We start from the raw sequence: 16,950 nt of genomic DNA on the forward strand, positions 1-16,950 counted from the left end.
AAAATAACATGTAAAGCTGTCAATTTTTGTTTACAAAACGAGCAAAACCTATCGCACAATTGCATAAAATAAAAAGTCGATATTGACGGAGTAATAACCTTTTTTTTACAAAATAAGTTGTTTCACTTTATGACTGGTTTAGTGGTTAATAAGCAGACGAATATGCTTTTAGGAAAAAATAGAAAAGAAAGAGGTTGAACTAAAAATAAAGTAGGAATAAATACAAATTTTCAATAAAAAAAGCCAGAGTATAAACTCTAGCTTTTGCATGTTAATTTCAAAGTAAGCGATATTATGCGCTTATCTCATGGTAACAAATTCTTCGGCTGCCGTTGGGTGAATTGCCACAGTGTCATCAAAGTCTTTCTTCGTTGCCCCCATTTTCAGTGCAACTGCAAAACCTTGTAACATTTCATCCATACCAAAACCAATACCGTGAATACCGACAATTTTTTCATCAGCTCCCACACAAACAAGTTTCATACGGCAAGGTTGGCGATGACGAGTCACTGCACTATACATTGCGGTGAAAGAAGATTTATATACTTTGACCTGTTCAGCACCGTATTGCTCAACGGCTTGAGGCTCTGTTAAACCAACAGTACCAATAGCTGGATGGCTAAAGACAACCGTAGGGATATTCGAATAATCTAAGTGCTCATTAGGTTTATTGTTAAATAAACGCTCTGATAGACGACGGCCTGCAGCAACAGCGACCGGGGTTAATTCAACCGCACCGGTGTTATCGCCCACAGCATAAATTCCCTTTATATTGGTATTTTGGAATTTATCAACTTTGATATAACCTTTTTCGTTTAACTCAACGCCTGTTACTGCCAGATTAAGGTTATCGGTTGCAGGCTCGCGACCAATTGCCCAAATTAAAGTATCGACGGTTTGTTCTGTGCCGTTTTCCAGCTGTAGCGTTAAACTGCCATCTGAATTTTTGATCACCGCTTTAGGGATCGCGTGAGTATGTAGCTTAGGCCCTTCGCTCTCCATCACTTCAAGCAGAGTTTCAACAATTAATGGATCGAAATTACGCAGTGGGGCATGTTTGCGTACAAATAGATGCGTTTCACTTCCTAAAGCATTTAACACACCTGCAAGTTCTACTGCAATATAACCAGCACCAACGACAGCAACACGTTTTGGTAATGCTTTTAACTCAAAGAAGCCGTCAGAATTAATGCCATATTCGGCACCTGGAATATTAGGTTGAACAGGACGTCCGCCTGTTGCAATCAGAATATTATCGGCTGTGATTTTCTCACCGTTGACTTCAATCGTATTCGCATCAACAAAACGAGCAAACCCTTGGATAACATCAACTTTATTATTACCTAATACACGGTCATAAGACTGATGAATACGGTCAATATAAGCAGAACGGCTACTGATAAGAGTATCCCAATCAAAACGATTAACCGTCGTATCAAAACCATAATCAGGGCCATATTGATGAATAGCTTCGGCAATTTGCGCTGCATGCCACATCACTTTTTTAGGTACACAGCCCACATTAACACAAGTGCCACCTAATGCTTTCGCTTCAATTAATGCACATTTTTGGCCATACATTGCTGCTCTATTAATTGATGCGATACCGCCACTACCGCCACCAATGGCGATATAATCGTAATGTTTGCTCGTCATTTCTCTGATCCATTTATCTGTAGAAAAATAGGTAACTCACAGGCTAAGTCTTTCATGTCATAAAGTCTATTATGACAAAATTTAATACATAGCACGTCAGATTTTAGCTTTTACAGTAATAGGCAAAAACAATAATAAGGATGCTTATTCTGGTACAACCCATTCAACTGATGTATGACCAATACCTTCAGGAACTAATGTTTTATGTAACCAAGGTAATATTGATTTCATTTGTGACTCTAGCTTCCAAGGTGGGTTAATCACAATCATACCTGATGCCGTCATACCTAATTGATCACTATCAGGTTTTACTGCTAATTCAATTTGTAAAATTTTACGAATGCCAGTTGCTTCAAGCTCTTTTAGCATACGCTTAATTTGCTGACGATGAACCACTGGATACCAAATCGCATATGTTCCCGTTGCAAAGCGTTTATGACCTTCCACAACACCTTTCACTACAGCAGAATAATCCTGTTTAAGCTCATAAGGAGGATCAATTAATGCGAATCCACGACGACTTGCGGGTGGTAGTTTAGATTTCAATTGGCCAAAACCATCTTCGCGAGAAACTCTCACTCGCGGATCACGAGAAAATTCTGTGCGTAATAGAGGGTAATCTGTTGGGTGTAATTCCGTTAACACCAAAGAATCTTGTTCTCTTAATAGTTTTCCCGCCAATAAAGGAGAACCTGGATAATAACGCAGTTCACCATTTGAGTTTAATTCTCCAACGGCTTCAAGGTAAGGTAAAATAAGCTCTGGTACCTCATCTTGTTGCCATAAGCGTGCAATACCTTCTAGATATTCGCCAGTGCGAGTCGCATGAGCATTGGTTAATTGATAACGTCCAGCGCCAGCATGAGTATCAAGATAAAGAAATGGTTTTTCTTTCTCTTTTAAAGACTCAATGATGAGTGTTTGAACAATATGTTTTAAAACATCGGCGTGGTTGCCAGCATGAAAACTATGGCGATAGCTCAGCATTCTTTATCTTCCGTTAGAAATAAGTATAGCTTAGTAGTGAATTTACTCTGAAAGCTTGATTAAGTTCAGTGTATCAGAAAAAGCCGAACTTCTTCATTGAAAGCGAAAGAAACGTTGTGTCTTAGTGTTCAGTCGTTATGATAATCCTATATTTCACTTAAGATTAGATAGGATATGAAAATGAAAAAAGCACTCTTTACCGCAATTGCATTAACACTGTCTGTTAGCAGTGTGTATGCCAACACTTCAATCAATGGCTGCGAGATTAAAAAACAAAATATCCAAAAACAGATGGAATATGCAAAAGCACACGGTAATCAATACCGCCTACAAGGCTTAGAACGAGCATTACAAAATGTTGAGCGTTATTGCGCACCAGAAAAAGTGGTTGAAAATACGCGCCTTGAATTACGTGAAAAACAACTTGATGTCAAAGAGCGTGAACTTGAATTAAAAGAAGCTCAACTCAAAGGTGATACAGATAAAATCGCCAAACAAGAAAGAAAATTGGCTGAAGAAAAAGCAGAATTAAAAGCTATTGAAGATGAATTAAATCTACTGACAAAATAATTATCATCATAAATCAATGCTTACTCCTTATTTATTTATGAAATACAGAATAGAACAATACGCGAGTAGCCATTTTCTAATTAAACTCAACCAATTCAGAATTACTGTATTGGTTTTGTATTCTTAATTAAGTACAAGGTGATCACGCCTTTTAATAGTTCATCATCTACACTTAAACCAGAACAAACAATTACATCATCTAAATCAGAGGCTAATTACAATAAGCATAAGGTATGTAATAGAAATTAAGCTATGCTATTTTTGAGTAGAAACTATAGTAATACTACTAATTTATTAAAAATGGACTGATCTAATTAAAGAGGATATATGTCAGAAGAGCAGCAACAAAAAACAGCAGATGAAAAAACTCAACTGACTCAGCCACTAAAAAAAGGGCTGGAAAAAGGATTACATGGTGGAAAAAAAGCCATCGGTATTGGGATAAAAATTAGTAATTTCATTACCAATATTCCTTTTATTGCACATCTTATTCGTGCCGCAGAGCGCTTCACTGATAGAATGGGAAATCAGTTTGGTGCCGCTATCACTTATTTCTCATTTTTATCATTAATCCCTGTATTAATGCTTTCCTTTGCCTGTGCCGGTTTTGTTTTAGCCTCAAATCCCGATTTGCTCGCTAAATTAATTACTGGTGTAGCAAATAGTATCGACGATCCAACATTGGCTGCAACCGTTCAACAAAGTATTGATACCGCTGTTCGTCAACGTACAACTGTCGGTTTAACGGGTTTAGCAATTGCACTTTATTCTGGTGTTAATTGGGTTGGTAACTTACGTCAGGCCATTTTGGCACAATCACGACTTGTTTGGGAAAGAAACAAAGAAGAGCAAGAAAAAATCTATTTCCGCTATTTCCGTGATTTCTTAGCGCTGATTGGCTTACTCTTTGCGTTAATTGTCACTATAACACTCACTTCTGTTGCGGGATCAGCCCAAAGAATGATTGTTCATACCTTAGGATTAGATGGCATTGAATGGTTAACGCCGGCATGGACAACCATCGGCCTAACAATCTCCATTACTGCAAACTATTTACTATTTTTGTGGATATTATGGATTTTACCTCGCCATCAACCTAAACGTATTTCTCTTATGAAAGGTACGCTTATCGCCGCCATTGGCTTTGAAATTTTAAAATCCGTAATGACATGGATGCTACCAAGAATAGCAAGCTCACCTTCAGGTGCCGCATTTGGTTCGGTAATAGGCTTAATGGCTTTCTTCTACTTTTTTGCTCGATTAACACTCTTTTGTGCCGCGTGGATCGCCACTGATGGTCCAAATATGCGTAAAGAACAGCTGACTGAAACGCAATCAACATCTTAATTTTATGATAAAACTACAATGGTTAATTCCCTGCATTAACCGTCTATCAATAACGTAATAAGGAAAAAAAATGCCATACGTTAATATTAAAATCACACGCGAAGGTGCAACTGCCGAACAAAAAGAACAACTTATTGCGGGTGCAACACAACTTTTGGTTGATGTCTTAGGCAAAAACCCAGCAACCACAGTCGTTGTGATCGATGAAGTAGAAACGGATAACTGGGGAATAGGCGGTAAAACCGTAACAGAATTACGAGCAGTGGCAAAAAATAAATAAAGAATAATTGCAGAATAAATAAAGGGTGCCAAGTACACCCTTTTTACTGATTTATTTTCCTGATAGATAAGGAAGTAACTATGGTTCAATCAATGACTGATGCTTTTCATGCCTTACCCTCAGCGAGTGCTATTTATATTACAGGTGCCGGCATTCAATACCCTTTTGGTATGGCACATGGATTTGCCGATGAAAGTACCCTGAAAAAATTAACTGTAGATACTCCTTTTCGGATCGCAAGCAATACAAAAACCTTTCTCGCAGCCGCTTTTTTACGTTTATGGGAACAAGATGCTCTGTCCCTTGATGATGACATAACTAAGTATTTAAGTACTAATTATCAACAGACATTATTAGAGCTAGGGTATGATCTTAACACTATCACATTGCGCCATTTATTAAGCCACAGCAGTGGTTTATTTGATCACGCAAATGAAGCTTACCTTGAGAAAGTCATAAATAGCCCCACCCATCAGTGGACTCGAGAAGAACAGATCGCGCATTATGCTCACCAAGGTTTTCCCATTATCCCTGCTGGAAAACGCTTTATTTATTCAGATACTGGATACATCTTATTAGGCGATATTCTTTCTCAATTTATGAGAAAAAATATGGCTACAGCAGTTCGTGAATTATTACATTTTCAAGACTTAGATTTACCCCAAACATGGTGGGAAGGTCTGGAGCCACAACCCATATCCAAGAAAACTCGCGCTAGACAATTTGCCGGGGAACATGAAGGTACTCACATTGATGCCTCAATGGATACTTTTGGTGGTGGAGGTCTTGTGATGACAACGCTTGAATTAGCTAAATTCACAGCAGATCTTTTTGAAGATAGAGTGTATGCACATCCATCCACCTTAAAAGAGATGAAATGGCAAGGCTCACATACTGGTGCTACAAATTATCGTTTAGGGTTGATGGCTGAAGAGACGAACTTAGGGACTCTTTATTATCATCTAGGTTATTGGGGTTCTGTTGCTTGTTATTTGCCTGAAAAACAAATTGCTATTGCAGGCTTTACAACTCAAAAAAATAACCGTGAAGCATTAACTGAAATAATTAAAGAAGCATTTAAACGCCTTTAATATTAAAAAAGCAAAAAGCCAAAAATGTATTAATAACACTTTTGGCTTTTTTAATTATATAAACGCTAATTTTTTATATCAGCACAACGAATTATTTTATGGTTATTTCTTCGCCGGAGTTGTCACTGTAGGTGTTTCCACCGTTTTATTTGGTGCCGTATTAGCGGGTTCTGAAGCTGGTGTATTTACTACTTCTGGATGAACTTGCTTTTCAAATTGAATACGCAATTCACCTAAATTTACGGTCGGTGTTTCACCACTTTGCGTTAATACAAAAGTAATATCTTCAGACAATACTCTTGAAAGCTCCTGATTTAATGTTTCTTTAGTTAAACCGGCTAAAAATGCTTGGCGTAAACGTTGATATTGCTCAGGAGGAATATCAATAATATTGCTTTGTTGTGATAACAAACGCTGATTAATTAAAATAGCCGTACTTGTTTTTGCATAGCGGGCAAAAAGCTGTGTTAACTGAAGTTGTTTCTCTTGTTGAAGCTCTTTATATAACTCATCGCTAATGCCTTGATTACGCAAACGACCTAATTCTTCACCCACCCATGATGCTAACGCTGGAATATTTGCTGTCGCAGTATCAACATTCAAAGAACAACTGGCGCGCTGATATTGTACTCTGCAATCAATGTTAACTTGCGTACTGTCATTTTCTTTACGTTGTTCAAGGCTACGGCCTAAATGAACAAAGATCACTTCGCGTGCTAAATCACTTAACCAATATTTATTTAACGCATCAGAGTCTTTTACTGGCGACCAATCTAGATCCCAAATTAAAGAAATTTGATCTTTAGCTCGCATGGGCTCTTGTACATATAATGTTTCAGGCTTCATATCTGCCAACATCGGTACTGGAACAGGGGTAACTCGCTTTCCAGATAGCGATGAAAAGGCCTGATTAATACTTTCGGTCAATACTCGATTATCAACATTGCCAGTAATATAAAGCGTCATCATATCAGGGGTATACCAACGCTGTTGATAATCTGATAATTCTTTTGTATTAACTGACTGATTAACTGGCTTACCGGGATTGTGGCCTTTTAGATTAGATCCTTCAAGACGTGAGCGCCAAATAGGATCTTCAATATTAAGTGGAAATGTGGCAATAGGAAGTGGGGACTGAACAGCGTTACGGACTGCATTTTCAGTATATTGCGCTGGCTTAGCAATTCCCGCAAGCAATGCAAAAGCATCTTTTAATAGTTCAGGTTGGTTATTTGGCAGACTTAAATTATAAACCGTAAAATCGTATGAAACGATCATTGGCGGTAACGGATAATCTGGATCTAACGCATTTTTCCATAAGTTATCGCGCTTCTCTGGTGTCAGGCCTGTATTTTCTAATACATTGAGTTTAGACACCAAGGATGAAAAACCCGTTTCACTGCTTTTCTCTGATAAAGAACCTGTATTCACTAATAAACGAATTTGTATTCTATCATTAGGGCGTTGCGGTGTTTGTAAGATTTGCCACTGAAAACCATTTGCTAGTCGCCCTTCTTGCCAAGCAGGATCAGGCTGTAAAGCTTCGGCCTGAACTTGGCAAACAACAGCGCCAAACATAACGCTTCCCAATAAAATTCGTGTCATTACACCCTGCATGTGAACCTCTGTTTTATTAATCCTTGGTATTAAACCACTTATGAGGTTTAACAATAAGCGCCAAAAGACATGTTAGATGTTTGATGTCTATTTTTTGTATTATCATTCTTTGTCACCACAGAAACATGAAATGAAATCACTATAGTGATTAGACTCATTATGGCGTAAGAAGGTTCAGACCTTCGGCAATTTTTGATCAGATTTTTGATGATTATATCCTTTAACCAGCAAACCAATCTCATCATCACGATGTGATTCTGGACAAGATAAAGCAGAAACTTGGCTATCTTTATTAAGAGTAACGGCTATTTGGCGTAAAGGTTTCACCACAATACGATTGATACACCAGCTAATCGCAACCGTTAGAATAAGTCCCATTAACAGATATGTGGTTAACATTAGTGCGACAGTGTTGCTGGCAAAACGATAAAAACGGTTTGTGTCAGCCTGTAAAATAAGATAGCCGGTATAAGACTTATCATCTGTTGAAGTAATACCTAATGGCTGTAATGGAATAACAGCCTCAACAGGGATACCAAAAAGCCAGCTTGAGAAATCAGATACGTCTTTTTTGGGTGCAAAATCTAAGTTCATCACTTGAATATTCTCAGGTTGCATCACTATCGCTTTACCGAGGATACCTGTTGCTTTTAACCCAATTATCTGTTTTTTGGCATCATTTAAATCTGATCGTAACAATGCATCAGCAAGTGGTTGCTGGATACTGACACCCGCATTAAAAAGCTGATTTTGATAATCTTCACGGCGTTGATCTATCAAATAGACAAGTTGGATACTGATAAAAATAGCAATAGTCACCAACGTAACGCCCGCAACTGCGGCCATCTGTTTTATTGTTAATGAATGTTTAAGATGAGGTTTCATCATTGCTATTTCCAATATACATACTTGAACAGAGTGATTATACTGTATTTTTTAGATTATGTATCACCCTCAATAAAGAAAATAGCGCGATAAAAACTGTCTTTCCATTAAAACTAAAGTAGATAAATATATAATTATTATTATTTGAGTATAGTTGTAAGATAAAAATAGTAAAATGAGATAAATACTGGGTTTCACTTTTTTAACCGCAATATTGCCATATTATTTTTATTATAGAATATATTTCACTAAAAAACACAATACCATGTAAATTTAAATCTATAAAAATCTTATTAAGATGTTAAAAACAAAAATAAAAGAATAATAATATTTTAATATATAAATATTTTTTATTTTTAATACCAGCACCACTTAATATTTTAAGAAATTCACATAAAATAACATTTAATATTTACCGAATCATAATAGGATTGTTTCATTTAGATTAGCTTAATATAATTAAAAAAAGGAACAATATATTTTAATATATTGCTCCTCTTTGATTAAATATATTCTTTTTTATTTAAGGTGCTATGTTATCTTGCTCAACAGCAAAACAAGCAATAAGTTGGCCATTATAATCTTTTAAAGTTGGCTGTAATTGACTGCATGGCCCAAATGCACGACGGCAACGTGCTGCAAAAGCACACCCTGGTGGTGGATTTAACGGGCTTGGCAATTCTCCTGTTAATTTAATACGTTCGCGTCTTAATTCAGGTGTTAATCTTGGCGTTGCTGATAACAAGGCTTGTGTATAAGGATGCTGAGGGTTTTCAAAAATTTGAGCCTTAGTACCTTTTTCTACACAACGTCCTAAATACATCACAATAACTTCATCTGCAATATGCTCAACAACGGAAAGGTCATGAGAAATAAAGACATAAGAAAGCCCCATATCCTGTTGAAGATCCATCATTAAATTTAGCACTTGAGCACGCACTGAAACATCGAGAGCAGAAACGGGTTCATCCGCCACCACAATATCCGGCTCAAGCATTAAACCACGAGCAATAGCAATACGCTGACGTTGACCACCAGAAAACATGTGGGGATATCGGCTATAATGCTCTGTTTTCAATCCCACTTTTGCCATCATTGATAATACTTTTTCTTTACGTTCAGATACGTTAAGTGTCGTATTGATCAAAAGTGGCTCTTCTAGAATTTGTCCCACCTTTTTACGGGGGTTTAATGATCCATAAGGATTTTGAAATACAATTTGGATCTTTTGGCGACGCAATTTCTCTGCTGATTTATCTTTGATCAACAGATTCTGCCCACGGTAAGAAAGCTCCCCTGAAGTGGGGATCTCAATCATGGTTAATAATCGACCTAATGTCGATTTTCCACATCCTGATTCGCCAACAATCGCCAAGGTTTTACCTCGCTCTAACTCAAATGAAACACCATCGAGCGCTTTCACTGTTTTCTCTTTTGAAAACAGCCCTCCTTTAACATTGTAATACTTGGCTAAATTGACCGCCTTTAATAAGGGAGTAGTGACATTTGGATTAACTTCAACCATGAGTAGGTCTCCCTGTATTATCTAACGGTGTATGACATTTCACGCGATGTGTTCCCAATTCTCTTAAAGCAGGTTCTGTTTTATAGCATTCATCATGAGCATAAGGACAACGAGGATTAAGTAAACATCCCGTTGGTCTATCATAGCGACCTGGTACAACCCCAGATAATGAAGTTAATCGCGCTTTGTTGCTGGCAAATTCAGGTAATGCTCTTAATAGTGCCTGTGTATAAGGATGACGAGGTGATTTAAAAATTTCTGATGCCTTTCCTGATTCAACAACTTGCCCTGCATACATCACAATAATGGTGTCGGCGGCTTCTGCCACTAATGCTAAATCGTGAGTGATAAGCACTAGCGCCATATTTTCTTGCTTTTGTAAATCCAACAATAGTTCGATGATCTGCGCCTGAATAGTTACATCCAGAGCCGTTGTCGGTTCATCAGCAATCAATAATTTAGGGCGACAAGCAATCGCCATTGCAATCATCACTCGCTGGCTCATACCGCCAGAAAGTTGATGAGGATACACATCTAAACGTGAAGCAGGATCAGGAATACCCACCAACGTTAAAAGGTCGATAGCACGTTGTTTACGTGTTTTTCGGCTTCCACCTTGATGAACTTTCAATGCTTCCATGATTTGATAGCCAACCGTAAAACAGGGGTTTAGGCTGGTCATTGGATCTTGGAAAATCATTGCGACATCGGCTCCCACCAAATTACGTCGCTCTGATTCAGAGATTTTCATTAAATCTCTGCCATCAAAATAAAGCTCTTGAGCACTTACTCGCCCCGGAAAATCAATCAGCCCCATAATAGCCAGTGAGCTCACAGATTTACCTGAACCAGACTCTCCAACAATACCAACGACTTGCCCTTCTTCAACTTGATAGCTAATTCTGTCTACCGCTTTAAACGGAGTATCTTCATCACCAAAGTGAACCGATAATTGATTAATATTTAATAATGCCATCTTCTTACTCCGTTACTGCTTTAATTTCGGATCAAGCGCATCTCGTAAACCGTCACCCATTAAATTAAAGGCAAGCACAGTAAACAAAATAGCAAGACCAGGGAACGTCACAACCCACCATGCACTTTGTGTAAACTGCAACACGTCAGATAACATAGTTCCCCACTCAGAAGTTGGAGGCTGAGCGCCCATACCTAAAAAGCCCAATGCCGCCATATCTAAGATTGCATTAGAAAAACCTAAAGAAGCTTGAACAATTAAAGGCGCAAGACAGTTAGGTAAGATATTGATAAACATTTGGCGCATTGACCCCGCACCAGCAACGCGAGACGCAATAACATAGTCACGGTTTACTTCAATTAAAACAGCAGCTCGTGTTAATCGGACATAATGAGGTAAAGCAACAAAAGTCAGTGCAATAGACGCATTAACGATAGAAGGCCCAAAAATTGCTACCAGCACTAATGCCAATAATAAACTGGGTAATGCCAACATAATATCGACCACTCGCATAATGCCGATATCCACAAGACCACCAAAATAACCTGCTGCTAGCCCTAGAATAATTCCTAAGATAAGTGACAGTACGACAACGATACAGCCAACTAATAATGAAAGACGAGCACCAAACATTAAGCGAGAAAGAATATCTCTGCCAACATCATCAGTACCTAGAATAAATTGCCAACTTCCTCCTTCTTGCCAAACAGGAGGCGCTAATAAGAAATCACGAAATTGCTCATTCGGTGCGTGAGGCGCAAGAAAGCCTGCAAATAACGCAATCAGCAACATAATTACGATATAAATTAATCCAACAACTGCGCCCTTATTTTGTTTAAAATAGTGCCAAAATTCTTGGAAGGGTGTCATGGGAGCCGGTGCATTGATGACCGGTGTAACTTTATTTTCAGTCATTATGCATTCCTTATTTTTTATGGCGAATACGTGGATTCACAATGCCATAAAGAACATCAACCAACAGATTGACAAAAATAATCATCGTTGCAATTAACAGCACACCACCTTGAACTACGGGGTAGTCTCGTCGTTGTAAGGCATCAATTAACCAGCGTCCTAATCCCGGCCATGAGAAGATGGTTTCTGTTAAGATTGCGCCAGCCAGCATTGTCCCAACTTGTAATCCAATAACAGTGACAACAGGCAACATCGCATTACGTAATGCGTGAATAAGAATGACGCGAGCACGGCTTAAGCCTTTTGCTCTTGCTGTACGAATATAATCTTCCCCTAATACTTCAAGCATTGAAGAGCGTGTCATACGCACGATAACCGCTAGAGGAATGGTTCCTAATACAATTGCAGGTAAAATAATATGATGGATAGCATCAATGAAATCCCCTTCTTCACCCCAAATAAAGGTATCAATTAGCATAAATCCGGTAAGAGGATTACTGTCATCTAAAAAGACACTATCAGCGAGACGTCCAGATACTGGCGTTAGGTCTAATTTTACAGACACCAGCATGATTAACATGATCCCCCACCAGAAAATTGGCATGGAATAACCTGCTAATGACACACTAATCGCAGTATGATCAAAGATAGAGCCACGTTTCACCGCAGCTAAAACGCCCACAGGAATACCGACTGAAACCGCAAAGATCATGGCACAAACGCCAAGTTCTAAAGTGGCTTTAAAACGAGGTAAAAATTCATCCCAGACAGGAATGCGGCTTTTTAATGAAATCCCCAAATCACCATGAAGAATACCATTTAGGTAATTAAGGTATTGTTGCCATAACGGTTTATCCAACCCTAACTCCGCCATTAAATAAGCATGGCGCTCTGGAGATAGACCACGCTCACCCGCCATAATCATTACCGGATCGCCGGGAATAAGATGTACGAAAATAAACGTAAGTAATGTAATTCCGATAAACGTAGGGATCACAAGTCCCAAACGTTGAAGGATAAATTGCAGCATATCCTAGTTCTCTTTTCAAACATCAGCTAAAAGATAGCGCTGATAAATCAGGAGAAAATCCCCTGCGCCCACAGTGTACTGAATGTATTCTTTATTATGGAATAGCGGTGCCTTTCATGAAGAAAGACACCGTACTTAAGTAAGGTATTGCTATTATTTCAGAGAGACATTCTCGAAGTGATGTTTACCTAATGGATCAACCACATAGTTCTCCACTTTTTTACTCACTGGCTCATATACCGTAGAGTGAGCAATAATTAGTGCAGGAGCTTGATCGTGCATAACGACTTGAGCTTGTTTATAAAGCTCGACACGTTTTTCATGATCTGACGCTACTCGCGCAGGCTGGATCAGATCTTCAAATGGCTTATAGCACCACTTAGAATAGTTTGAACCTTGCTCTTTCGCAGCACAGCTAAATAATGTCGCAAAGAAGTTATCTGGATCCCCATTATCCCCAGTCCAACCCATCATTACCGCTTGGTGTTCGCCGGATTTAGCACGTTTGAGATATTCACCCCACTCGTAACTTACAATTTTGGTTTTAACGCCAATTTTTTCCCAATCCGCTTGTACCATTTCAGCCATACGACGTGCATTTGGGTTATAAGGGCGTTGTACTGGCATTGCCCATAAATCGATAGTAAAGCCATCAGCAAGACCCGCTTCTTTTAGCAGTGCCTTGGCTTTTTCAGGGTTATATTCATAATCAACAATATCATCGTTATAACCCCACATTGTTGGTGGAATAAGATTTTTTGCTTTTTGGCCTGCACCTTGGTAAACCGCTTCAATAATCGCGTCTTTGTTCACAGCCATACTTAATGCTTGGCGAACTTTTTGGTTATCTAGAGGTTTCTTCTCAACGTTAAACGAGATATAACCCACGTTTAAGCCCGGCTGTTCTAACAGATTGATATCGCTATTTTGTTTCATTTTCGCAATATCAGCAGGATTTGGGAAAGGCATCGCCTGACACTCACCTTTTTGCAATTTAGCATAACGCACAGAAGCATCAGGTGTAATAGAGAAAACTAAGCGATCAATGTCTGGCTTTTTACCCCAATATTGGTCATTTGCTTTATAAAGAATACGAGAATCTTTTTGATATTGTTGTAATTGGAAAGGCCCTGTACCAATAGGATCTAAATCTACTTTTTCAGGTGTTCCTGCTTTCATCATATTATCGGCATATTCCGCAGATAATATGGATGCAAAGTCCATTGCCATATCAGCAATAAAAGGCGCTTCTGAACGTGTTAAAACAAAACGAACGGTATGATCATCAACTTTTTCGATTTTCTCGATCATGTTGTTCATGTCCATTCCTGAGAAGTATTCGTAACTTCCGCCAGACACTTTATGGTAAGGATGTTGTGGGTCCATTTGACGCATAAACGTATACATTACGTCATCTGCGTTAAATTCACGGGTTGGCTTAAAGGTTTTGCTACTATGCCAACTCACGCCTTTACGTAAATGGAAGGTATACACCTTACCATCATCACTCACATCCCAACTTTCAGCGAGTCCTGGAATGATTTCCGTTGTACCCAATTTAAATTCAACTAAACGATCATAAATAGGTACCGAACTTGCGTCATAGGTTGTTCCTGAGGTAAATAGCTGAGGGTTAAATCCTTCAGGTGAACCTTCGGAGCAATATACTAATGTTTTTGCCTGCACACCCGCAGAAACAGCTAATGCAAGTAGCCCGATTGTTGCGGTTAAAATTCCTGTCTGTTTTTTGGAGCTTTTCATCATTACTCTCCGAAATTGTTCTGTTGTGTTTTGGCTTCCTGTTTAAAAACGGAATGCCTTTTTATTTTGTCATTGTTCAATTAACCAACTGTATCCCCTTACGTCAATAAGGGTCTACTCCGTAAAAAGAACAAGTTATAAACACAAATGAAACGAATATCGAACAAACTCAGAATAAAAAAACAAGTCTCTGACTAATATCTAGTCAATAAAACCACACATTAAGAAATCCTTAAGTGAAATGACTGTTTTAAAAAAAGCTATGATTTGTGATTAACCGCTTAAATATTGAACGAATATTTTGAAATGAAACAAAGAACTTGGTGCTTTATTCTGTTATGGAAGAAAAATAATCACCTTGCTAGAGGATCCTGATTTTAGTTTTGATCAGGCAAATAGAGTGAAAAGTATTAATCTTTGCCTCTTAGCAAATCACTTAACTAGATAAGACCATGAAATTCAGTCTGTTATTAATGATTTTAATTCTTTCATAGTGAAAAATTTATATTCTTTAAGCATTATCAGAAGTTCTATCGCCCATAAAAAGTGGCATTGAAAGAAAATTTAAAGACATCTTTAGACTGTTTATTAAAATTATTAAAAACGTCTAAAATAATTTAATGCCTAAACAACTTTATAGGTCAGCGAAACCTACTGCATTTTTAGCCAATATTTATCTTGATTTGGAAAATATTTCCACAGCTCTCTGTTTCTGAACTGTATGGGAGTTTGGAATGCAAATAGAGATGAGATAGAAGTAAGGTTGATCGAGAGAAAACACCTTTTATGGTGAAATCAAAAATAAGAGTGAGGTATTTTTGGTAAGACTAAAACGACAAAACCCCGCTTTAAAAGCGGGGTTTCTTAATATGGTCGGCGAGAGAGGATTCGAACCTCCGACCCACTGGTCCCAAACCAGTTGCGCTACCAGGCTGCGCTACTCGCCGAAAACGAGGTGCATCTTACTGCCAGAAACCCACTGCGTCAATACTTTTTTAGTATCTCCTGACTGTTCGTATGGTTTTCAACCAAAACGCTTGATTTTTAACTTTTTTATCATAAAATCCACCCACTTTTAGCGTAACTATAACAATCGGCTTCTTCTATATTCTCTGCAAATTCTGTTTTTCTTTACATTGCTGATAAAAAACAAGAAAAAATAACAAATTTATTCGCTAATACTATCGTTTATTTTATATGCTTTTTATATAATTTACTTATGTCAAATAAGGTGGGTAGTTTAGAGAATGAAACAATGTTGGTGGAGCCTCGCATTACTCCTGTTGTTAACCACACTTCCAGCCCAAGCATCCACGGCACATGCTTGCCGAGTGTACTTTAAAGAAGCAGACAAATTTATTCAGTATATTTCTCAACGTGAGGATCTAAAGCATAATATACCTGAAATTAAAGGAAATTTTGAGCAAAGTAAAAAACAGATAATGGCAGCATCGCTAACAGAACAAAAAGTAATATGTGATAAAGAAATGCAAGAGCTTAATAGCCTTAATAAAATGTTCGGCCCTAAAGAAGAAACAGTATTAAATAAATAGCCCTATAAATAGTTAAATAAACAGATAATGACTAAATAGAATTACTTATTCGTTATTTAGTCATTATTTTGATATTAATTCTTATTTTCATAATTATTATCTGCTGTTGTACTTTCTAATCTTTTTACTCGTTCTTTTGGTGAGTTATCACTTTTATCATCACTCTTGGTATAATAATCATAAGGCAGTAACAAAGTATCTAATACTGCACTAAAAGGAAAATCTAAAAGAACTAAGGGTTTCATTGCCCACCCTGTTTCATCATCTTTTAGCATTGCCATATTATTTTTTGTCCCTGAATAAAGCTCTTTATTGGGGCCAGCATGTGTCATAACGCTAGAACATCCCGTCAACAAGGTCATTAAAAATGTGATTAATGTTAAATTTTTACTCGTCTTTCTAAATATCATAGGGCACCTATAAAACAAGATCAGGAGTCAACACTTTTTATCATATAGTTAAACCTGTTTTCTCTTATAGGACAAGAGAAAGATGATATAAAATAGCTTAATTTTTCAATAATTAAATAAATAAGCATGCACAAAAAACCTTATTAATATAATTAAAAAAAACATAATAAAATTACCAATTATTATGTTTCTCTGATATTAAAATTCAACCCTCTTTATTTTAAAAAAACATTTTAACTCTATATTTATCTTTCTTATTTTTTTGATCTTTATATATTCCGAATCTGTGCGATAAGACACAGCGACTTTCTTTGTTCTTTGCCAAAATAGGTTTATCGTTTTAGCTC

General features: G+C 37.6%; 15 protein-coding genes and 1 tRNA gene. 5 read left to right on the plus strand and 11 right to left on the minus strand.

All coding sequences use genetic code 11. The features are described 5' to 3' along the window. Positions 1-300 precede the first annotated feature (300 nt). Both gorA and GWI68_RS00700 read right to left on the minus strand, forming a co-directional pair. Positions 301-1,656, minus strand: a complete 1,356-nt coding sequence (gorA, locus tag GWI68_RS00695; protein WP_166539100.1) for a glutathione-disulfide reductase — start codon at positions 1,654-1,656, stop codon at positions 301-303. 144 nt (positions 1,657-1,800) lie between these two features. Beyond that, on the minus strand, positions 1,801-2,643 hold the full coding sequence (locus tag GWI68_RS00700) for a 23S rRNA (adenine(2030)-N(6))-methyltransferase RlmJ (protein ID WP_166539101.1): 843 nt from the start codon (positions 2,641-2,643) through the stop codon (positions 1,801-1,803). A 180-nt stretch (positions 2,644-2,823) separates the two neighbouring features. On the opposite strand from GWI68_RS00700, the gene GWI68_RS00705 reads away from it, so the two are divergent. The 4 genes from GWI68_RS00705 (at position 2,824) to GWI68_RS00720 (ending at position 5,931) form a co-directional block, all read left to right on the plus strand. Then, positions 2,824-3,213: a DUF1090 domain-containing protein gene (locus GWI68_RS00705; RefSeq protein ID WP_166539102.1), complete on the plus strand. Its 390-nt coding sequence runs from the start codon at positions 2,824-2,826 to the stop codon at positions 3,211-3,213. Positions 3,214-3,540: 327 nt separating this feature from the next. Then, positions 3,541-4,560 (plus strand): inner membrane protein YhjD, encoded by a 1,020-nt coding sequence (gene yhjD, locus GWI68_RS00710; protein WP_109408943.1) that lies wholly within the window; start codon positions 3,541-3,543, stop codon positions 4,558-4,560. 70 nt (positions 4,561-4,630) lie between these two features. After that, positions 4,631-4,840 (plus strand): 4-oxalocrotonate tautomerase family protein, encoded by a 210-nt coding sequence (locus tag GWI68_RS00715; RefSeq protein ID WP_109408944.1) that lies wholly within the window; start codon positions 4,631-4,633, stop codon positions 4,838-4,840. Positions 4,841-4,920: 80 nt separating this feature from the next. Further along, positions 4,921-5,931, plus strand: coding sequence for a serine hydrolase domain-containing protein (locus GWI68_RS00720; RefSeq protein WP_166539103.1), 1,011 nt, complete (start codon positions 4,921-4,923; stop codon positions 5,929-5,931). 102 nt (positions 5,932-6,033) lie between these two features. On the opposite strand, the gene GWI68_RS00725 is transcribed toward GWI68_RS00720, so the two are convergent. The 8 genes from GWI68_RS00725 to GWI68_RS00760 all read right to left on the minus strand — a co-directional run bounded on the left by GWI68_RS00725 (position 6,034) and on the right by GWI68_RS00760 (position 15,587). After that, positions 6,034-7,548: an insulinase family protein gene (locus tag GWI68_RS00725; RefSeq protein ID WP_227336145.1), complete on the minus strand. Its 1,515-nt coding sequence runs from the start codon at positions 7,546-7,548 to the stop codon at positions 6,034-6,036. A 174-nt stretch (positions 7,549-7,722) separates the two neighbouring features. Further along, positions 7,723-8,433 carry a HAMP domain-containing protein gene (locus GWI68_RS00730; RefSeq protein ID WP_109409039.1) on the minus strand — a complete coding sequence of 237 codons (711 nt, stop codon included), beginning with the start codon at positions 8,431-8,433 and terminating at the stop codon, positions 7,723-7,725. A 523-nt stretch (positions 8,434-8,956) separates the two neighbouring features. Further along, entirely contained in the window at positions 8,957-9,958 is a 1,002-nt protein-coding gene (gene dppF, locus GWI68_RS00735) for a dipeptide ABC transporter ATP-binding subunit DppF (RefSeq protein ID WP_166539104.1), read from the minus strand. Then, entirely contained in the window at positions 9,951-10,934 is a 984-nt protein-coding gene (gene dppD, locus GWI68_RS00740) for a dipeptide ABC transporter ATP-binding protein (protein ID WP_166539105.1), read from the minus strand. Before dppD ends, dppF begins: the two co-directional genes overlap by 8 nt. Positions 10,935-10,946: 12 nt before the next feature. Further along, a complete protein-coding gene (gene dppC / locus GWI68_RS00745; protein ID WP_166539106.1) occupies positions 10,947-11,849 on the minus strand; it encodes a dipeptide ABC transporter permease DppC in 903 nt (300 codons plus the stop codon). 10 nt (positions 11,850-11,859) lie between these two features. Further along, positions 11,860-12,879 (minus strand): dipeptide ABC transporter permease DppB, encoded by a 1,020-nt coding sequence (gene dppB / locus GWI68_RS00750; protein WP_109408948.1) that lies wholly within the window; start codon positions 12,877-12,879, stop codon positions 11,860-11,862. Positions 12,880-13,032: 153 nt separating this feature from the next. Further along, on the minus strand, positions 13,033-14,640 hold the full coding sequence (gene dppA / locus GWI68_RS00755) for a dipeptide ABC transporter periplasmic-binding protein DppA (protein WP_166539107.1): 1,608 nt from the start codon (positions 14,638-14,640) through the stop codon (positions 13,033-13,035). Positions 14,641-15,510: 870 nt separating this feature from the next. Continuing rightward, positions 15,511-15,587 (minus strand) — tRNA-Pro (locus GWI68_RS00760). Between the two features lie 300 nt (positions 15,588-15,887). On the opposite strand from GWI68_RS00760, the gene GWI68_RS00765 reads away from it, so the two are divergent. Then, the gene (locus tag GWI68_RS00765) at positions 15,888-16,193 is read left to right on the plus strand and encodes a DUF5339 family protein (protein ID WP_166539108.1); all 306 of its coding nucleotides are present in this window, start codon (positions 15,888-15,890) and stop codon (positions 16,191-16,193) included. Between the two features lie 74 nt (positions 16,194-16,267). Here the strand turns inward: GWI68_RS00765 and GWI68_RS00770 are convergent, their stop codons facing one another. Continuing rightward, positions 16,268-16,603: a YceK/YidQ family lipoprotein gene (locus GWI68_RS00770; protein ID WP_208105078.1), complete on the minus strand. Its 336-nt coding sequence runs from the start codon at positions 16,601-16,603 to the stop codon at positions 16,268-16,270. Positions 16,604-16,950: the final 347 nt, after the last annotated feature.

The sequence above is a fragment of the Proteus sp. G2669 genome (assembly GCF_009915245.1).
Lineage (GTDB): Bacteria > Pseudomonadota > Gammaproteobacteria > Enterobacterales > Enterobacteriaceae > Proteus.

Coding starts and splice junctions, on each gene's coding strand:
- gorA (WP_166539100.1), bottom strand. CDS start 1,656: ATGACGAGCAAACATTACGATTATATCGCCATTGGTGGCGGTAGTGGC.
- GWI68_RS00700 (WP_166539101.1), bottom strand. CDS start 2,643: ATGCTGAGCTATCGCCATAGTTTTCATGCTGGCAACCACGCCGATGTT.
- GWI68_RS00705 (WP_166539102.1), top strand. CDS start 2,824: ATGAAAAAAGCACTCTTTACCGCAATTGCATTAACACTGTCTGTTAGC.
- yhjD (WP_109408943.1), top strand. CDS start 3,541: ATGTCAGAAGAGCAGCAACAAAAAACAGCAGATGAAAAAACTCAACTG.
- GWI68_RS00715 (WP_109408944.1), top strand. CDS start 4,631: ATGCCATACGTTAATATTAAAATCACACGCGAAGGTGCAACTGCCGAA.
- GWI68_RS00720 (WP_166539103.1), top strand. CDS start 4,921: ATGGTTCAATCAATGACTGATGCTTTTCATGCCTTACCCTCAGCGAGT.
- GWI68_RS00725 (WP_227336145.1), bottom strand. CDS start 7,548: ATGCAGGGTGTAATGACACGAATTTTATTGGGAAGCGTTATGTTTGGC.
- GWI68_RS00730 (WP_109409039.1), bottom strand. CDS start 8,433: ATGAAACCTCATCTTAAACATTCATTAACAATAAAACAGATGGCCGCA.
- dppF (WP_166539104.1), bottom strand. CDS start 9,958: ATGGTTGAAGTTAATCCAAATGTCACTACTCCCTTATTAAAGGCGGTC.
- dppD (WP_166539105.1), bottom strand. CDS start 10,934: ATGGCATTATTAAATATTAATCAATTATCGGTTCACTTTGGTGATGAA.
- dppC (WP_166539106.1), bottom strand. CDS start 11,849: ATGACTGAAAATAAAGTTACACCGGTCATCAATGCACCGGCTCCCATG.
- dppB (WP_109408948.1), bottom strand. CDS start 12,879: ATGCTGCAATTTATCCTTCAACGTTTGGGACTTGTGATCCCTACGTTT.
- dppA (WP_166539107.1), bottom strand. CDS start 14,640: ATGAAAAGCTCCAAAAAACAGACAGGAATTTTAACCGCAACAATCGGG.
- GWI68_RS00765 (WP_166539108.1), top strand. CDS start 15,888: ATGAAACAATGTTGGTGGAGCCTCGCATTACTCCTGTTGTTAACCACA.
- GWI68_RS00770 (WP_208105078.1), bottom strand. CDS start 16,603: ATGATATTTAGAAAGACGAGTAAAAATTTAACATTAATCACATTTTTA.